Origin of the sequence: Streptomyces sp. Isolate_45, from assembly GCF_024721315.2 — a bacterium.
GTDB lineage: Bacteria > Actinomycetota > Actinomycetes > Streptomycetales > Streptomycetaceae > Streptomyces.
The window spans coordinates 20466-38543 of the sequence record NZ_JANFAK020000082.1 but is presented as its reverse complement, the minus strand read 5'-3'; the positions used below and the strand labels follow the sequence as shown (position 1 = coordinate 38543).

Here is an 18078-nt window from a genome sequence, read left to right as displayed (position 1 = left end):
CCCCCCCCCCCCCCCCCCCCCCCCCCCCCCCCCCCCCCCCCCCCCCCCCCCCCGCCCCCCCCCCCCCCCCCCCCCCCGGTCGGGCCGACGGGTCAGCGCGTCTGCTCGTCCGTCGGGAGAGCCTGCTCCGTACGTATCGCGGAGGGGGGCCTCGAGCCGGTAGCGGCTGTAGATCCGCGCGAAGTTGTGGGAGGAGGAGAACCCGCAGGTGCCCGATGGTGGTGACACTCGCACCGGGCTCCGCGGCCAGCCACTCCCGGGCACGCTCGATCTTTCGACGCAGGAGGTAGTCCTTGGGACTGGTGCCGGTCGCAGCACGTACCAGTCCGACTCGTGGATGAGGAGGCCGAAGGCACGCCGCAGCCCAGCGCAGACCCGGTCCGAAGCCGTCCAGACGCTCGGCCCGGCCGGGTCCGACAGCAAGGCCGTGGCCCGGTCGGATCCACCGCCAGGGAGTACGGGTTCGGGCACGCTTCGGACAGTCGCTAGGGGAACGACGGGTACGGGGCGGCAGGCCGCCGGCCAGGTGCGGCCCCACCCGGACCGGGCCTCGGTGCGAAGCGGCGACACCTCGGCCCGGCCGCCGGTGGGCGGGCCGGGCCGAGGTCTTGCACGAGGTGGGAGCGGTCGGGACGCGGGGGATTGGGGAGGCCTTCGCGCCGGGCCCCGGCCGGCCTGCGGATCAGCCGCGGCCACCGCTCGGGTCGGCCTGCCTCAGCAGGCCAGCTGCGGTGCGGCCCAGTCCGCGTGGTCCCAGGCCGTGCCGTCGCCGCCGTCGGTGACCACCAGGCGCAGTTCGAGCGCGCCGGTCAGGTCCGCCGTCAGCCTCCTCGCCTGGTCCCGATAGGTGAGCGGGCCGCTGTCGGCAGCCTTGCTGCCGTCCTTCCAGATCTGGAACACCACGGAACCCCCGGCCTTGGCCTCGTCGTCCACGCCCACATCGGTGCGGAGCGCGGTGCAGTCGCCGCCGAGGTAGTACGTGATCTCGCTGCGGGCGTGGACCCCGAGCCCCTTGGCGTAGGCGGCTCCCTGGACGGTGAGCGGGCGGCCGTCGGCGGCGCCGGTCCCTCCGTTGCTGCGGTTGCGCTCGACGGGGCCCCAGCCGTTGGTGGCGGCGGACCAAGCCAGGTCGCCCAGCTGGTGGGTGCCGGCCCCCGGACCGGCGCCGCAGGCCAGCCCGGGGTCGGCCCAGTCCGCGTGGTCGTGGCCGATCCCGTCGCCGGCGGCGGTGACCACCAGGCGCAGGGTAGCCGCGCCGGCCAAGTCCGCCGTGAGCCGCTTGGCCGGGTCGCGGCCAGTCAGAACGCCGCTGTCGGCGACCTTGGTGCCGTCCTTCCAGATCTGGAAGACGACGGAGCCGCGCCCGTTCACCTCGTCGTCCACCCCCACGTCCACGGTGATGTTCCGGCAGGTGCCGCCGAGGCGGTAGGAGATGTCGCTGCCGGCATGCACGCCCAGACCCCGGCCGTAGACGGTTCCCCGAACGGTGAGCGGGCGGCCGTCGGCGGTGCCGGTCTCGCCGTTGCTGCGGTCGTGCTCGACGGGGCCCCAGCCGTTGGTGGCGGCGGCCCAGGCCAGGTCGCCGAGCCGGTTCATCCCGGCCTTCGGCGCACCACCGGCGGTGACCCGGAGCATCACGGTGCCGTGCGGGGGCACGGTGGCGCTGATGGCACCGGCCGTGGTGCTGATCTGCTTGGTCCACAGGTCTCTGACGGTGTACGAGGGTGCCCCGGCGAGACCGGCCGCCTGGGCGGTGGTGGAGATGGTGGCGGCGGTGGTGCCCTCGTTGGTCAGGGTGACCGAACGGCTGCCGTCCGCCAGGGGCTTGGACATCACGACCTTGTCGGCCGCTGAGGAGACCACGGTGCCCTGTCGGCCGAGCGGGTCCTGGTCGACGGCTATGACGTCCCTGTTCGTCAGGATGTCGAAGGTCGCGGCGCTCGCGGTCCGCAGATCGGTTCCGATCAGCAGCGGGGCGGCCATCTGGGCCCAGAGGCTGAAATGGGTGCGGTACTCGGTGTCGGTCATGCCGCCGTTGCCGACCTCCAGCATGTCCGGGTCGTTCCAGGCGCCGGGCTTCGCAGCGGCGGCGAACTGCTGGTTGCGGTGAGCGATCCTGATCATGGTGGCCCAGGTGTCGTTGATGTCACCGGTGGTGCGCCAGGCGTTCCCGACCGGTGACGCCCAGTTCCACGGCTGGTTGGCGCCCCACTCGCAGATGCTGAACAGGATCGGCCGACCGGTGGCTTTGAGCGCGTCGCGCATGGTCGTGTAGCGGAGTTTGGCGTCCACGCCCTGGTTGTTGCAGTTGTCGTACTTGAGGTAGTCCACGCCCCAGGAAGCCCAGAGATTGGCGTCCCGCTGTTCGTGGCCGAGTCCGCCGGGGAATCCCAGGGGGTCGCAGGTCTTGGTGCCGGCGCTGGAGTAGATGCCGAACTTCAGGCCCTTGGCGTGCACGTAGTCGGCGACGGCCTTGATGCCGTTGGGGAACCGCACCGGGTCGGGCACCAGGTTGCCGGAGGCGTCGCGGGCGGGAAGTGCCCAGCAGTCGTCGAGGTTGACGTACTGGTAGCCGGCCTCCTTGAGGCCCTTGCTGACGAAGAGGTCGGCGATGCCTTTGACCATCGCTTCGTTGAACTCGGCCCGGCAGTGGGTGGAGTTCCAGTTGTTGAAGCCCATCGGCGGGGTGAGAGCGAGGCCGTTGTCCAAGGCCAGCGCCGGTGGTGCGACCGCCAGCTGGACGGTCGCGGTCAGCGCCGCGCCGCCGGCCAGCAGCGCGAACGAGGTGAGCGCCGAGAGCGATCTGCGGAGCCAGGACGTTGTGCGGGACGGCATGGGGCATCTCCTGTGGGTCGGCGGTGCTGTGGGAAACAGTGGTGGGACAGCTGTCGGGGGCAGGCGCACCTGCTGCCGCAGCGGAAACCGGGGTGCTCCTCGGCGAGTGGGGGCGGTCGGCGAGCCGAAGGCTCGGGCGGCCAACGTGGGGGGGCTTCCGTAGCCCGGAGGCGGGCGACGGGCGGGGCCGCCCGTCGCCGGGGCCAGGACACGATTGCTCCGGGTTCCCCCCGGCCCACCGACCGTCGAAGGCGGTCGGCGGGAGCAGAGGCCGCCGGGTCAGAGGGTGGGCACGGAGACCGCGGTGGCGGGAACGGTCCGGAAGGTCGTGCGGCCGGCGGTGAGTCCGGCAGCTGTGGCGGTGACGGTGACGCTCCCGGCCTGGTGGGTCGAGCGGATCAGGGCTGCCGCGATTCCGGCCTGGACGGGTACCGGGTTGGCCCCGATGGTGGAAGTGCCGACGAGTCGGCCGGCGCCGCTGACCGCGAAGGTGACCCGCTCCCCGGTGACCGGGGAGATGGTGCCGGCCGCATCGACGATCGAGGCCCGCACGACGGCGAACTCGACCCCATCGGCCACCAGCCTTCCTTCGGGCAGGTCGACGTCGACGACGAGCTGCTCGGCCCGGCCGGGGGTGCGGACGGTGTGCGAGGCGACCACGCGTCCGCCGATCACCCCGTCGGCGCGCAGGGCGCCGGGGGCATGGCCGCCGGGGACGGCGAAGGTGAAGGGCGGGTGAGGGATGTGGGCTGTCCAGGGGCCGCTGTCGGGCGAGCGCTCCTCCAGCAGGGTGTCGTCGAGGAAGAGGCGGATGCGGTCGCAGTTGGAGAAGACCTTGATCTGCTCGGGCACCCGGGTGGTGGAGGTGACTTCGGCGCCGACCAGGGAGACCCAGGTGTCGGCGCTCGCGGGGTTCTTGCGGCCGGTCACCCGCAGCGTCAGGGTGTGGTCGCCCTGGACGAGTGGGGGACTGGTCCAGACGGTGCGGTCGTCGACGAAGGCGGGACTGTAGTAGTCGACGTCGACCTCCGGGCCGCCGTCGACGGAGACCGCACCGATGCCGTTGAGGTGGTTGACGGTGCCGTGCAGCCTGATCCGGTTGCCACGGAACCTCAGCGTGACACGGTTGCCGAGGGTGTTGGTGAAGGCGTTTCGCTGGCCGATGGACCGCCAGAAGCCGGTGTAGGTGAACTGGCCGAGACGGGTTCCCTGGGTACCGTTGGTGTACGGGCTGCGCCACCAGTGCGCGATGTGAACCATCGGCCCGGAGTCCACGTCGGTTCGGACGAGGGCCGGGTCGCGCTGGGACTGGTAGAAGTAGTGGACGAACTTGGGGATGCGGAAGAGGTCGACCAGGCCGGAGTAGCAGGTCCGCTGGTTGAGCCCGCGGTTGTAGTCGACCGCCGACCAGGTTGCGATGCCGGCGAGGGTGGCACCGGGCCAGCGCCCGGGTACGAGGAGCTCGCTGTAGGACTGCTGCTTGTTGGCCGCGGCCAGCAGCATGGCCTCCTGGCCGTCGGCTCTGGTGGACCGCGAGGTGCTGTTCTCGCCGCCGAAGCTCCAGTCGCCGTACTCCCGGAAGATCAGGGCGGCGGGCCCGTCGGTGGGGGTGTGCGCGTTCTGCACGTCGAAGATGGTGCCGGTGTTGGTGGTGTTGCCGCCGTAGGCAAAGCCCTGGCCGCCGGGGTACTCGGCATGGGTGATCGCCACCTGCTGGCGGGAGTAGTCGTCGGGCACCGCGGTCTCGTTGAGCGAGACCTCCCACAGGACGACGCTGGGGTGATTGCGGTCGCGTCTGATCATGATGCGGGTGTCGTTGTACGAGTTCTCCCGGAACTTCGGGTCGGCGTTCCAGTACTGCCAGCCGGGGATGGAGTCCATGACCATCAGGCCGAGTTCGTCGCAGGCGTCGAGGAACGCCGGGTGCGGCTGGTAGTGGCCGGAGCGGACGAAGTTGGCGCCGCTCTCCTTGATCAGCCGGGCGTCCCTGCGCTGCTGCGCGGCCGGCGCGGCGAAGCCGACGTAGGGGTACTCCTGGTGGCCGCGGTTGGTGCCGTTGATCAGCAGCGGTCGGCCGTTGAGGGCGAATCCCTCGGTCTTCGTCCAGGCGAGGGTGCGGATGCCGAACCGGGTGGTGACGCGGTCGACCGCGATGCCCGCGCGGTGGATCTCGGTGTGGAGCGCGTACAGGGCCGGGCTGTCGGGTGACCAGAGAGCCGGCGCCGCGACGGTCAGAGTCTGGGTGACGGTACGGTCCCCGCCGCCCGGCACGGTAGTCGTGGCGGTGGCCGTCGCCACCACCCGGCCGGACGCGTCGACGATCGTGGAGACCACGGCGGCTTCCGCGGCCGCCGCCGCGTCGTTGCGCACATCCGTCGTGACCGCGACAGACGCCGAGGCCGGCGTCACCACCGGAGTCGTCACGAACACCCCGCCGCCCGCGACCTTGCCCGCGAAGACCGGATCGCTGACGTGCAGTGGGTCGACGACCGTCAGGGTCACCTCGCGGTAGAGGCCGCCGAGGTAGTCGAAGTCCATCCCTGCCTGCGGCTTGCCGGGTGGGACCAGCGGGTTGTCGGTGTTGTCCAGCCGTACGGCCAGGACGTTCTCGGCCCCGATCACCAGCCGGTCGGTGATGTCGAAGACGAACGGAGTGAACCCGCCCTGGTGCTCGCCCAGCAGCGCACCGTTGAGCCAGACCCGGGTGACCTGCATCGCGCCTTCGAACCGGACGAACACCCGGCGCCCCCGGTACGCCGGGTCTGCGACGAAGTGCCGCCGGTACCAAGCGATTCCGCGGTAGTTGCGGCCGCCGACGTCGACCGGTTCCAGCCGCACCGCGTGCGGCACGTCGACCGTCTCCCACTGGCCGTCGGTGAAGTCGGGCCGTTCCGCTCCCGCCGCATCGCCGCGCTTGAAGCGCCAGCCGTTGTTGAGGCCGAGCTCCGCGCGCGGGCTCGGCGCGGCCTCGAACTGCTGATGGTCGGCCGGGGAGGCCGGTGCAGCGGCGGCCGGTGTTGTCGAGAGCCCCAGCAGCACGGGCGTCGCAGCGGCGGCGGACAGGATCAGGAAGTGCCGTCTGTCGAAGGGGTCGGACATGGTGGTCCTCCTTGCTCCGGCGTTGCCGCCGATGTCGTCGTGCGGATGTGGGGATTGACGCACAGGGCGTTCGAGGGCCCGTTCGTACAGCGGCTTGCCGAACGGGGCTCCGGACGACCGGTGGCGGTCGGTGCGGCTGCTCGGACGACCGAGGGCGGTCGGGCAGGGGAATCACCGGCGACAACTACACGGCACCGGGTTGCGGGCCGCCGTTGCCGGCTGCGGCAAGCGCCCGGGGCTGCCGAAGCGCGGCCCGCGAGGAAGCACCCGGTGGGCGCACGTCGGCCCGGTAGGGCGGCGGCTCGGCCCGGGTGCGGTCGGCGGCGGAGCGATACCCGCGGGTCTGCCCGGACCGGATCGTCCGGGAAGACCCGCGGCACTCTCGACATGCGCCGTGAACGTGGTGCGTGTGCTGCCTCATCGCCGCGGGCGGGGCCGCGGCGACGGGTCGGCGGGGACATCGGCGGGTCGTGCCGATCCCATGCCGAGAAGTAGCGAGGAGTGGGGAGTGGATCCGACGTGGTGCGAGCGGAGCCCGCCACGGCGGGTGGTGAGGCGGTCCTGGATCACGGCGCCAGCAGCGGGGCCGGAGAACTGTGGCAGCAGGATTGCTCCGGCGGAAATGGGCGGGACGGCCTGTCGGATGACCCCGCCCGATGTGCTACCAGGCCTGACGATACGTCAAGTCAGTGCGGGTGATCCGGGTTGGTGGTGACGAACGTAGCACCGCGGGCAGTGGTGCGGAAGGAGCGTGTTCGACTCCGATGTCCTCTCGCTGGCGCTCTGCCCGTCGACACGGGTGTGGCCGAGAACCCTCATGGGCGAGGTGTCCGTGCAGGTGGGGGCGGTGGTAGGCCGGTTCGCCGTGCGGTGCGGCGTCCAGGGAGAGGCGGCCGGCTGTTAGGTTGTCGCAACCAATGGTCTAGACCTCGCGTGACTCGTGGATCATCACGGTCGACCGTGATCCCCGCCCCTGATGGCTTCGCGGGGCGGCGCCCTTGACCCGGTCTCGACAGTGGCGTCCTGACGCGATGTCGCCGCGCACTGACTGATCCGCACTTGATCTAGAAGCGATCGAATGATCGGAATCGGATCACGGAGGGTCATATGAGCAATATCTCTTGACTTGATCAGTCGCCAGGCCTACGTTTTTGCTCCCCACCAGTCAGGAGTGCAGCCGTGACGAACACCGTCCTCAGGGCCCGAACTGTCCAGCCGGCATGCGTCGATCCCCCACGCTCTCCACGTCCGTACCGCTGACCAGCGGTCAAGCGGGCACGAAACCGCTCGACTTCGATCTGCCCGGACGGGCCGTCAGAGGCATTTCCCTACCGCTGTTTTGACCCGGCAGGGGTGGTTGTGCCTGCGTCCGGCGGACCGTGGCCCGAGCGGGGCTCCCTCCGGGCGGGGGCGACACGTGGCAGCGTGGCCTCGACGCGAACGGGCCCTTGATGTGGATTCCGAAGCAGAGTCTCATATCCCCGCCGCGTTTGAACCTGTTCGCATTTGGTGCTTCGCGTTGGATTCGAATCCGCCTTCGGCGTGAGTCCGACGTTGAACAGCACTCGACCTCTCCAGGGTCCGCGGTCCTGCCTTGCACCCCTGAACCTGTGTCCCGCATCCGGTTCCGCCCTCGTCGGCGGGTGCGGTTTCGAAGGAGATCCCCATGTTTCGTTCCGTTGGTGGCACCGGCCGTACCCCCGCCGCAGCGAGTCTGCTGCTCGCTCTCGGTCTGACCGCCGCGTGCTCGACCGGCCAGGAGGCCTCTTCCGGGGGTGACGCCCCGGTGGCGAAGGTCGAGGGCAAGATCTCGATGACCTATCTGCAGAAGCAGGGCGACCAGGAGTACTTCGTCGGCGAGGCCGCCGGGGCGAAGGCCAAGGCCGCGGAGCTGGGCGTCGACCTGAAGGTGGTGAACCTCGGCAACGACGCCAACAAGACGATCAGCGAGGTCCAGGCCGCGGTCGCGCAGGCGTCCAAGGGCCTGATCATCGTCGTGCCGGACCCGGCGGTCGGGCCGCAGGTCGTGCAGGCCGCGAAGGACGCGAAGGTGGCGCTGCTGACCTCGGACGACCAGATCTGCAGCAACGGTCCGGACCCGTCGGTCTGCGCCAAGGACAACCTCGTCCCCCGCATCGGCTTCTCCGGCGCGCAGATGGGTGGCGAGGTCGGCAAGCGCGCGGCGGAGGAGTTCAAGAAGGCCGACTGGAACCCGGCGGAGACCCGCACGATCTCGGCGTGGAAGCAGGACGTCACGGTCTGCGGCGACCGGGTGAAGGCGGCGAAGGAGGCGTTCGGCGCGGTCGCGCCGGGTGTCCAGAACATCGACGTGGCCACCGACAACACGCCGACCGGCGCCCAGGACAAGATCGCCGCGACGGTCACCGCCAACCCGGGTGTGAAGAACTGGGTGGTGTGGGGCTGCAACGACGAGAACGTGCAGGGCGGCGTCACGGCGCTGGAGAACGCAGGCATCGGCGCGGACCGCGTCATCGGCGTGGGTCTGGGCGCGTATCTGGCGTGCAAGAACTGGGGCTCCGGCAAGCCGTCGGGCATGAAGGCCGCGCTGTTCATCAACGGCAAGGACGTCGGCGCGCTGGCCGTCCAGACCATGTACGACAAGCTCAAGAACGGCACGGAGTTCCCGAAGGAGGCGTTCGCCCCGACCACCATGGTCGACGCGACCACCTGGAAGTCCGCCGGCGTCACCTGCAGCTGACCCCCCTCCCCGAATCTCCTCCGGCCCCGGCTACCCGCATCGCCTGGGCTGGAGGCACCACCCGCTCGCGCCGGCGCGAGCGGGCCCGCCTGCCACGACTCCGACCTCCCTTCGACTGACGTCCTCTCGACCCGTCGGACCCTCCCGTACGACCGAAGGCGACCACGATGAGCAGACCTCGCGACACGAGTCCGAACCCCCGACCGCCCGCCGCCCCGCATTCCATCGGCAGCGCCGGTGTACGGGACCTCTACAAGCGGTTCGGCGCGGTGCGGGCCCTGGAGGGCGTCACCCTCGACTTCCCGGCCGGTCAGGTCACCGCCCTCATGGGGGAGAACGGCGCAGGGAAGTCCACTCTGCTGAAGATCCTCACCGGTGACCATCAGCCGAGCTCAGGAAATGTACTGATGGCCGGTCAGGCAGTTCGATTTGCGGCGCCGACCGAGGCCCGCCGGGCTGGCATCTGGATCATTCCGCAGGAGCCGGAGATCATCCCGCACGTCTCGGTCGCCGAGAACGTCTACGCCGGCTCCCTGCCCCGCAGAGCCGGGCGGCGCCTGGACAGGGCCGAGCTGCGCCGACGGATCACCGAGGACCTGGAGCGCCTGGGCTTCGACAAGGTCCTGGACCCGGACCTGCTCGGCTCGCAGCTCACTCCCGCGCAGCGCCAACTGGTGGAGATCCTGCGAGCGCTGACCGGCGAAGCGAAGCTGATCGCCTTCGACGAGCCGACCTCCTCGCTGTCCGAGTGCGAGGTCGACGCCCTGTTCGCCCTCATCCGGCGGCTGCGCGACGACGGCATCGCCGTCGTCTACGTCTCGCACCGGATGCAGGAGATCTTCCAACTCGCCGACCGTATAGCCGTCCTGCGTGATGGCGCGCTCGTCGGCGTGCAGGACGCGGCCACCACCACCGAGGGCGACCTGGTGCGGCTGATGGTGGGCCGCGACCTGTCCGCCATGTTCACCCGCAAACGCGTCGTCACCGGCCGACTGGTCCTGGACGTGCGCGCCGTCACCACCGACCACGTCACCGGTGTCGACCTGCAGATCCACGCCGGCGAGGTCGTCGGCCTGGCCGGGCTGATCGGCGCCGGACGCTCCGAACTCGCCCTCGCCCTCGCGGGCGACCGGCCGATCCGCTCCGGCAGCGTCACCCTCGACGGCCGCTCCCTGCGATCGGGCAGCCCCGGCGACGCGATCCGCGCCGGCCTCGGTCTCGCCCCCGAGGACCGCAAGGCGCAGGCTCTGTTCCTGCACCGCTCGATCCGCGACAACACCTCCACGGTCGTCCTGGAACGCCTGCGCCGCTTCCGGTTCGTACGCCGCAGTGCGGAGCGGGCCCTCGCGCAGGAGTTCACCGACCGGCTGCGGGTGCGCACCCCCTCCATCGAGCACGAGGTCCGCAAACTCTCCGGCGGCAACCAACAGAAGGTCGTCCTCGCCCGCTGGCTCGCCCGCAGACCCAAGGTCCTCATCCTCGACGAGCCGACCCGCGGCATCGACGTCGGTGCGAAGGCCGAGATCTACCGGATCATCGCCGTCCTCGCCGCCGAAGGCGTCGCCGTCCTGGTCATCTCCTCCGAACTGCCCGAGGTCCTCGGCCTCGCCGACCGTGTCGTCGTCATGCAGAGCGGCCGCATCACCGGCGAACTCACCCGCGACCAGGCCACCGAGGAAGCCGTCCTCAACCTAGCCATGGCCGACGACATCGCCGCCCTCACTTCTGGAGCACCTTCATGAGCACCACCACCAAGACCCCCGTGGCAGAGGGGACACGCCACAGCACCGACCGGGACAGGTTCGCGGTTCTGGCCTCCGTCGGAGGCCAGAACCTGAGCCTCATCGGCGCCCTCGTGGTGGTCCTGGCCCTGTTCGGCGCCCTGAACGACAACTTCCTCAGCCTCGGCAACATGCAGGTCATCGCCGAAGCCGCCACCATCACTGGCCTGCTCGCCATCGTCCAGACCGTGGTGATCATCTGCGGCGGCCTCGACATCTCCGTCGGCTCCCAAGCCGGCGTCGCCTCCGTCGTCTCCGCCATGGCCTTCACCTCGGCGGGCTCCAACGCCTACATCGGCATGCTCGCCGCCGTCGGCACCGGCATCCTCGTCGGTCTCCTCAACGGCCTGGTCATCGTCTACGGACGCGTCAACCCCACCATCGCCACGCTCGCCGGCCTCGCCGCCTACAAGGGCCTGGCCCAACTCCTCTCCGACGGTCGCGCCCAGGGCTACGTCCTCAACAACGACGTCTTCGTCTTCCTCGGCCGCGGCAAGATCGCCGCGCTGCCCGTCATGGTCTGGATCCTGATCCTCACCGCCGCCGCCGTCCACGTCCTGCTCACGTACACCGACGTCGGCCGCAACCTGTACGCAGTCGGAGGCAATGACACCGCCGCCCGGCTCGCCGGCATCAACATCAACAAGTACCTGATCGCCGTCTACGTCCTGATCGGCATCGTCTCCGCGATCGCCGGGATCCTCCTCACTGCCCGCACCGGCAGCGGACAGCCCGTCTCCGGCAGCGAGGGCCTGGAACTCAAGGCCATCACCGCCGCCGCCCTCGGCGGAGCGGCCCTCAAGGGCGGCAAGGGCGGCATCGGGGGCACCCTCCTCGCCGTCGCCCTGCTGGGCTGCCTGGAGAACGGCCTCACCGTCCAGGGCATCAACACCTTCTGGCAGAACGTCGCCCAAGGCGCCCTCCTCGTCGTCGCCGTCGTCATCCAGCAGCGCCGCACCGGCGATCGCGCCGTCGGACTCCCTGCCTGACGCTTCGGCCCGGCGTCAGAACGTCTGATGTCGCACGGCCCGGACCGGCCGGAGACTGGGCGGCATCTTCCTGCCGGCCGATGCCGCCCAAGCCGACCAGGGGAACGGAGTGCATTTGGGCGCAGGACCATGCGATGTCGGCGTGGCGGGCCAGGAGAGTCTCGATCGCCGCGATCGAGCGCGCCCACGCTTCCCTCCAATGAATGGGGGCGGGCCCGCATTGTTCCCCTATCGGTGCGAGGACTTTCCTGAAACCAGTGATCGGGCGCACTGCCGGATCGCCACCCCAGACCCCTTCCACCGCCCCCGCGAGGAGATGTCGTGATGTCTCTCCACTCCGACCCCACTGTCCGGACCGCGGTCTACCTGCGCTGCTACCCGCGCGACGTGTGGCAGATGGAGCTCCACAGGGCGGCCCTCCTGGAGCACGCCCACGGGCTGGGGTGGCCGGAACCGCTTGTCTTCCTCGACAACGGGAGGCTGTCCCACGACTCACTGCCGGCCCTGGAGCAGCTGCTGGCTCTGGTTGCCGAAGGGTGGTTCACGGTGGTCCTGGTGCCCGGGTGGTTCGTCTTCGCCCTGGATGACGAGGAGGCCGCCCGGATTGTCGACCGCATCACCTCGCAGGGCTGCCGCGTGGAGGAGCTGCCCGGGCACGGCCGGCACTGTCGGCAGGATTCCCCGGCCGTGATGCGCACCGGAGCCTGACCGTGTCCATGGCGGCGAACCGGGCGCGGAAGCCAGGCCCGGAGCAGCACCGGGGCGGTCCGGAGCCCCGTCTGCCCGACATGGGACGGCGCCTGGACAGTGAGATGGACGCGATCGTCGACCGCCTGCGTGAGCTCTCCCGGACCCAAGGGCGCTTTCAGGATCTGCTGGAGGCAGTGATGGCGGTCGGCCGGGAACTCGAACTACCCGTCGTGCTCCGGAGCATCATCACCGCCGCCATGGACCTGGTGGATGCCCGTTACGGCGCGCTGGGGGTTCTGGGGGAGGAAGGGGAGGAACTGGCGGAGTTCATCCCCGCGGGGCTGAGCGAGCGCGAGCTGGCGGACCTGGCCGACGTCGACCTCCCGCACGGGCACGGACTGCTCGGACACCTCATCCGCCATCCCGAGCCCTTGAGGACCGCGAGCATTCCCACGCACCCGGACTCCACCGGCTTCCCTCCGGGACACCCCCCGATGCAGAACCTCCTCGGCGTAGCCATCACCGCGCGCGGCATGGTCTACGGGAACCTCTACCTCTCGGAGCGGCGGGACGGCAAGCCCTTCGACATCCACGACGAGGAGATCGTGGTCGCGCTCGCCGGAGCCGCCGGGCTCGCGATCGAGAACGCTCGCCTCTATACGCAGGTGCGCGCCAATGCCGAGCACTTCCAGCGGCTGCTCCTGCCCCGGCTGCCGGACCTGAGCCCGTTCTCGGTGGCCGCCGTCTACCGCCCTGCTTCCAAGCCCGACCAGGTGGGCGGCGACTGGTACGACGCCCTGTTGCTGCCCGACGGCACCTGCGCGTTCGCCATCGGAGACGTGCTCGGTCACGGGCTGCAGGCCGCGGCCGCCATGTCGCAGACCCGGAACATGCTGCGCGCGCTTCTGTACGAGAGCTGGACCCTTCCCAGCGGGGTGCTGGCCCGGCTCGACCGCACGCTCGACGCGATCACCGACAACCCCGTCACCACCGCCTGCCTGGCCCGCATCGAACCCGCCGCAACCGGCTGGGCCCTCCGGTGGAGCACCGCCGGTCACCCGCCGCCACTCCTGGTCGACAAGGACGGCCAGGCCGAGTACCTGGACGGAGAGCCTGGCATCCCTCTCGGCGTGAACGCCGACCTGCCGCGGCCCGACCACGCCCGGCTGCTGCCCGGTGGTGCCACACTCATCCTGTTCACGGACGGGCTGTTCGAACATCCCGACGACGCCATCGACACGGGGCTCGACGCCGTCGCGAAAACTGCTGCGGCCTGTTCCCACCTGCCGCTCCAAGACCTGTGCCGCGCCTTGGCCGACCAGCAGCCCAGTGACGGCCGCGACGACTTGGCCGTCCTCGCGGTGCGCACGCCACTGATTCCGTTCGAAGGGACGTACTCGCGACCGCACGGGGAGATAACGGGGTCCGGTTCGGCGAGGACCGGACCGGGCCTGCGGACCACCGTCGGCAGTCGCCCGATACGCCCCACATCCTCGCAGGTCAGACCCTTGTGGGACCGGTGATCAGGGTCGAATGTCGCCCGTATCGGCCTCCTCGTCGTCACCGTCCTCGCCGCCGCCTACACCCGGGGACCCGACGCCTACAGGCCGCAGGACCGGGGGTCGCTGGCGGGCCTGGCACGGGGTAGCGTGAATGGGCTCAGGCATCCTCATTCCGTAGGTGGTGGTGGGTTGTGGCCGGGTCGCGGAGGGGCCGGACCGCCTCTGATGTGCGGGCGGGCCTGATGTTCGTGGGGCGCCGGGAGGAGCTGCGCTCACTGGTGCAGGCCTTGCGGGTGGGGCCGTCGGTGGTGCTGGTCAAGGGGGAGGCCGGGATCGGGAAGTCCCGGCTCCTCCGGGAGGCCACGGGCAGGCTGGAGAGCGCAACCGTGATGTGGGGCGGGTGCCACCCGTTGCGTGAGCCGCTGCCGTTCGGCCCGGTCATCGACGCGCTGCGCTCCGTAGACCTGCACCTCGACTCCCAGGTGAAGCTCAGCGCCGCCACCGCCGCGCTGGCACCGTATCTGCCGGCCGTCGCCTGGCAGCTTCCGACCGACGGGCGGGGTGCTACTGCTGACCCCGAGACCGGAGGCGACGCGCAGCGGTTGATGCGGGCGGTGCACGAGCTCCTGGGGGTGCTGGGGCCGGTGGTGCTCGCTGTGGAGGACCTGCACTGGGTGGACGAGGCGACACGAGACCTGCTGCTGCTGCTCGCCCGCAATCCTCCGCAGGATCTGCGGCTGGTCCTGACCTATCGGGCGGAGGACCTGCCGGAGCGCGGGAATGTGCTGGGCGCGCCGTACCGGCGGCCGGTCGGCGTCGGAGGCACGGAGATCACCCTCAGCCCGTTCACCGAGAGTGAGGTGCGAGAGCTCGCCGTGTCGGTGATCGGGCCGGCCGCGGCCACCGCGCTCGGCGGCAGCCTGTTCGAGCGCAGTCAGGGGCTTCCGCTGGTGGCGGAGGAGGACCTGCTGACGGTGGCCGACCGGCTCGCCCGTTCCCCGGCCGACGGGGCGAAGGCCCTGGAGGACATGGGGGTGCCCCGGGCGTTGCAGGAGGCGCTGAACAGCCGGGTCGCGGCTCTGGCCCCGGAGGCCGTGGCGGTGGTGCAGGCCGCCGCCGTCCTGGCCGTACCGGCCGGCGAGGAACTCCTGGCGGCGCTGGCGGGTCTGGAGGAGGAGCAGGCCGAGGCGGGTCTGGAGGCTGCGCTGGAGGCCAGCGTCCTGAGCGAGACGTCGCCCGGGTGGTACGGCTTCCGGCACGTGCTGGCCCGCCGCGCGGTTTACGACAGGATCCTTGGCCCCCGCCGGCTCAGACTGCACCGGCGGGCGGTGGACGCGCTGTCCGAGCAGCAGCCGCCGCCGCTGGTGCGGATCGCCCACCACACCCGCCAGCTCGGCGACACCCGGGCCTGGCTCCCCCGTGCCCTGGCCGCCGCCGACCAGGCCGTCGCGGTCGGTGACGACGGCATCGCCACCGACCTTCTGCAGCAGCTCCTCGCCGAAACGTCCCTGCCCGTTGAGGACCGCACCCACACGGCCCTCGCCCTCGCCCGCATCGCGGTCAACCGGGCCGACCCCACGGCAAGCGTGGCACTCCTGGAACAGATTCTGGCGGATCCGGCCCTGCCCACCCCCACCCTCGGCGAGATCCGCCTCAGCCTCGGCCGACTCGCCACGACCCTCGCCCAATCGAGCACGGCGGGACTCGAGAGGGCGGTGGACGAGCTGGCCGGCCGCCCCGATCTGGCCGCCGTCGCCATGGCCACCATCGGCATGAGGGTGATCAGCGACGTGCCGGCGGCCGAAGGACTGGCGTGGATGGACCGGGCCCTGGAGACGGTGGCCCTCACCACCGATCCCGTGGCGCACGCCACCGTACTGGCCAGCAGGATCACCCTCCTCGCTGCTCTCGGAGACCCGCTCGCGGACGAACTGCTCGAGCAGTTCCCCCGCCGCAGCACCGATCTGGCGGTCCAACGGCAGTGCGCACGGGCACTGGTCAATGCGGCGGAGCTCGCGTTCTGGCGCGGTGACGAGCGCAGCCGCACCATGGCCGACGACGCCGAGGCGCTCTCTCACCGTGTCGGGTATCAGCTCGGGGTAGTGATTTGCGGGTCTCTCCGGCTTCGGCTGGACTTCACGGGAGGGCGCTGGTCAGACCTGGACGAGAGGGCCGCGACATTCGCCGGCCAGATCACGGATCGCAACCCCTTTCACAGTCTGGCTCTCATGGTGCGCCCGTGGCTGGACATCGCACGGGGCCAGTGGGCGCGGGCGCGCGAGGGATGCGCCGAATTCATGAGGGAGGAACTCGGACCGCTCTACCTGTCCGGCATCGCGGCGGTGGGGCGGATCGACCTGTTGGAAGGCGACCCCCACACCGCCTGGAACACCCTCCGGCCGGGAATCGATGCGACACGTCGAAAGCAGAACTGGACGTGGGCGACGGGTCTGGTGCCCGTCGCCGTCGAAGCCGCGCTGGCGTGTGACCTTCGCACCGACGCCGAGCGGCTCATCGCCGAGGCGTCCGACGGTGTCGAAGGCCGCGATGCGCCCGGGGCCCGGGCCGAGGTGGCCTGGTGCCGCGGGCTGCTCGCCGCCAGCACCGACCCCGAGACGGCCATCCGCCACCTCGAGGACGCCCGCATCCGTTTCCAGGCCCTCGACCGCGTCTACCACGCCGCCCTCGTTGTCGAACACACCGGCCGAACACTCCTGCCCCACAGCCCCGGACACGCCGGCACCCACCTTCAACAGGCCCTCGACGCCTTCACCCGCCTCGGCGCCACCGCCGACGCCGGCCGCTGCCAACGAGCCCTCCGCGACGCCGGCCAGCTCCGGCCCAACCTCCGAGGCCGCCGCGGCTACGGCACCCAGCTCTCCCCCCGCGAACAGGAAGTCGCCGACCTGCTCACCACCGGCGCCACCAACCAGGACATCGCCCGCAGCCTCTCCCTGTCCCCCCGTACCGTCGAACACCACGTCGCCAACGTCCTCCGCAAACTCCGCACCACCCGCGACCACGTCTCCTGACGCACCCGCTCGCCCACTTCCGTAAGGTCACCAACACGCCCGATGGAGCTGGACTCCGGGACGGCCGATCGTCAGGGTGACGGCATGGACAGCCCGGATGGCCAGAAGGCGACGCGAATGGGTCAGGTCGCCGCGGCGGCGCTGGTCGGAACGGCGATCGAGTACTACGACTTCTTCATCTACGGTGCGGCGGCGGCACTCGTTTTCGGCGACGTGTTCTTTCCGGAGCTGGGCACGGCAGGAAGGCTTCTGGCGTCGCTGTCAGTTTATGCGGTGGCATTCGTCGCCCGGCCGGTCGGGGCGGTGTTGTTCGGTCACTTCGGCGACAGACTGGGACGTAAAGCGCCCTTGGTGGCATCGCTTTCACTGATGGGATTCGCCACCGTGGGGGTCGGCCTGCTGCCCGGATTCGCGGTGTGGGGGTGGTGGGCGCCGGCGGTCCTGGTACTGCTGCGGATTTGTCAGGGAGTGGGCCTCGCCGGGGAATGGACGGGCGCGGCGCTGCTGATCGCAGAGCACTCCCCAGCCGAGCAGCGAGGGCGCTACGGTGCATTTCTGCAGCTCGGGCCCATGATCGGCTTCATGCTCGCGCAAGGGGTGTTCTTGGCGTTCACATTCCTTCTGGATGAACGGGCGTTCCTCGAATGGGGGTGGCGCTTGCCCTTCCTCGCGTCCTCGGTCATGGTGCTGGTGGGCTTGTTCGTGCGGCTTCGGATCGCGGAGACGCCACTTTTCACAGCACAAACCGGGCAGGTCCGCAAGCAGCCCCCGGCGGTTGAGGTACTGCGCAGCCACTGGCGGAGCGTGCTGCTGGGCTGTGGACTGATCGCCGGGGGCTTCGCGGCGTTCTATCTCACCACCACCTATGCGCTGGCGTACGCGACGAAGTGGCTCGACGTCCCCAGCACGGTATTCCTGTCCATGCTGCTGCCAAGCGCGTTGGCGGCGATCGCGGCGACCTTGGTGAGCGCGCGGCGCAGCGACGCTTCGGGGCGGCGGCGGATGTTGCTGGTGGCAGTCGTGGCGGGGTCGGCTTGGGCGCTGGTGTTCTTCCCACTTCTGGAGACGGGGCGGTGGCCGCTGATCCTTCTGGCGCTGACAGGGGCGATGACGGCCTTCGGATGCGGGGCCGGGCCCGTGGCGTCCTATCTTCCGGAGCTGTTCCCGACCAGGGTGCGGTACACGGCGGTCGCGCTGACGTACAACCTGGGCGGGGTCGTGGGCGGGGCCCTCTCGCCGCTGGTCGCGGCCAAGCTGACCGACGCCTACGGCTCGGCGGCACCGGTCGGCTGGTACTGGGCGGCGCTGGGAGTCCTGGCGCTGGCCTGCCTGTGGAAGCTGCCTGAGACCACCGGAGCCGACCTCACGTCGGTCAGATGATCTCGATACGGCCGAGAATCCTGCACGACCTGCGCACGGGCGGCCTGCGCA

9 protein-coding genes are annotated in these 18078 nt (G+C 70.7%); 7 read left to right on the top strand and 2 right to left on the bottom strand.

The window, feature by feature from the left end:
* Positions 1–714: 714 nt before the first annotated feature.
* Positions 715–2835: an NPCBM/NEW2 domain-containing protein gene (locus NOD94_RS24585; protein ID WP_348652351.1), complete on the bottom strand. Its 2121-nt coding sequence runs from the start codon at positions 2833–2835 to the stop codon at positions 715–717.
* 279 nt (positions 2836–3114) lie between these two features.
* Positions 3115–5934, bottom strand: a complete 2820-nt coding sequence (locus tag NOD94_RS24580; protein ID WP_281208255.1) for a glycoside hydrolase family 2 TIM barrel-domain containing protein — start codon at positions 5932–5934, stop codon at positions 3115–3117.
* Positions 5935–7600: 1666 nt separating this feature from the next.
* Between NOD94_RS24580 and NOD94_RS24575 the strand changes: the two genes are divergently transcribed.
* The 7 genes from NOD94_RS24575 to NOD94_RS24545 all read left to right on the top strand — a co-directional run bounded on the left by NOD94_RS24575 (position 7601) and on the right by NOD94_RS24545 (position 18027).
* A complete protein-coding gene (locus tag NOD94_RS24575; protein WP_281208254.1) occupies positions 7601–8653 on the top strand; it encodes a substrate-binding domain-containing protein in 1053 nt (350 codons plus the stop codon).
* Between the two features lie 167 nt (positions 8654–8820).
* Positions 8821–10395, top strand: coding sequence for a sugar ABC transporter ATP-binding protein (locus NOD94_RS24570; RefSeq protein WP_281208252.1), 1575 nt, complete (start codon positions 8821–8823; stop codon positions 10393–10395).
* A complete protein-coding gene (locus tag NOD94_RS24565; RefSeq protein ID WP_281208251.1) occupies positions 10392–11423 on the top strand; it encodes an ABC transporter permease in 1032 nt (343 codons plus the stop codon). The genes NOD94_RS24570 and NOD94_RS24565 overlap by 4 nt, the downstream gene beginning before the upstream one ends.
* Before the next feature lie 324 nt (positions 11424–11747).
* Positions 11748–12131: a recombinase family protein gene (locus NOD94_RS24560; protein WP_281208250.1), complete on the top strand. Its 384-nt coding sequence runs from the start codon at positions 11748–11750 to the stop codon at positions 12129–12131.
* Positions 12132–12211: 80 nt separating this feature from the next.
* Positions 12212–13636 carry a GAF domain-containing SpoIIE family protein phosphatase gene (locus NOD94_RS24555; protein WP_281208249.1) on the top strand — a complete coding sequence of 475 codons (1425 nt, stop codon included), beginning with the start codon at positions 12212–12214 and terminating at the stop codon, positions 13634–13636.
* 221 nt (positions 13637–13857) lie between these two features.
* On the top strand, positions 13858–16647 hold the full coding sequence (locus tag NOD94_RS24550) for a LuxR family transcriptional regulator (protein ID WP_281208248.1): 2790 nt from the start codon (positions 13858–13860) through the stop codon (positions 16645–16647).
* Positions 16648–16689: 42 nt separating this feature from the next.
* Positions 16690–18027 (top strand): MFS transporter, encoded by a 1338-nt coding sequence (locus tag NOD94_RS24545; RefSeq protein WP_281208247.1) that lies wholly within the window; start codon positions 16690–16692, stop codon positions 18025–18027.
* The last annotated feature ends 51 nt before the right edge of the window (positions 18028–18078 follow it).

Excerpts from the sequence above, each read along its gene's own strand:
- NOD94_RS24585 (WP_348652351.1), bottom strand. The coding sequence starts at position 2,835 with ATGCCGTCCCGCACAACGTCCTGGCTCCGCAGATCGCTCTCGGCGCTC.
- NOD94_RS24580 (WP_281208255.1), bottom strand. The coding sequence starts at position 5,934 with ATGTCCGACCCCTTCGACAGACGGCACTTCCTGATCCTGTCCGCCGCC.
- NOD94_RS24575 (WP_281208254.1), top strand. The coding sequence starts at position 7,601 with ATGTTTCGTTCCGTTGGTGGCACCGGCCGTACCCCCGCCGCAGCGAGT.
- NOD94_RS24570 (WP_281208252.1), top strand. The coding sequence starts at position 8,821 with ATGAGCAGACCTCGCGACACGAGTCCGAACCCCCGACCGCCCGCCGCC.
- NOD94_RS24565 (WP_281208251.1), top strand. The coding sequence starts at position 10,392 with ATGAGCACCACCACCAAGACCCCCGTGGCAGAGGGGACACGCCACAGC.
- NOD94_RS24560 (WP_281208250.1), top strand. The coding sequence starts at position 11,748 with ATGTCTCTCCACTCCGACCCCACTGTCCGGACCGCGGTCTACCTGCGC.
- NOD94_RS24555 (WP_281208249.1), top strand. The coding sequence starts at position 12,212 with ATGGGACGGCGCCTGGACAGTGAGATGGACGCGATCGTCGACCGCCTG.
- NOD94_RS24550 (WP_281208248.1), top strand. The coding sequence starts at position 13,858 with ATGTTCGTGGGGCGCCGGGAGGAGCTGCGCTCACTGGTGCAGGCCTTG.
- NOD94_RS24545 (WP_281208247.1), top strand. The coding sequence starts at position 16,690 with ATGGAGCTGGACTCCGGGACGGCCGATCGTCAGGGTGACGGCATGGAC.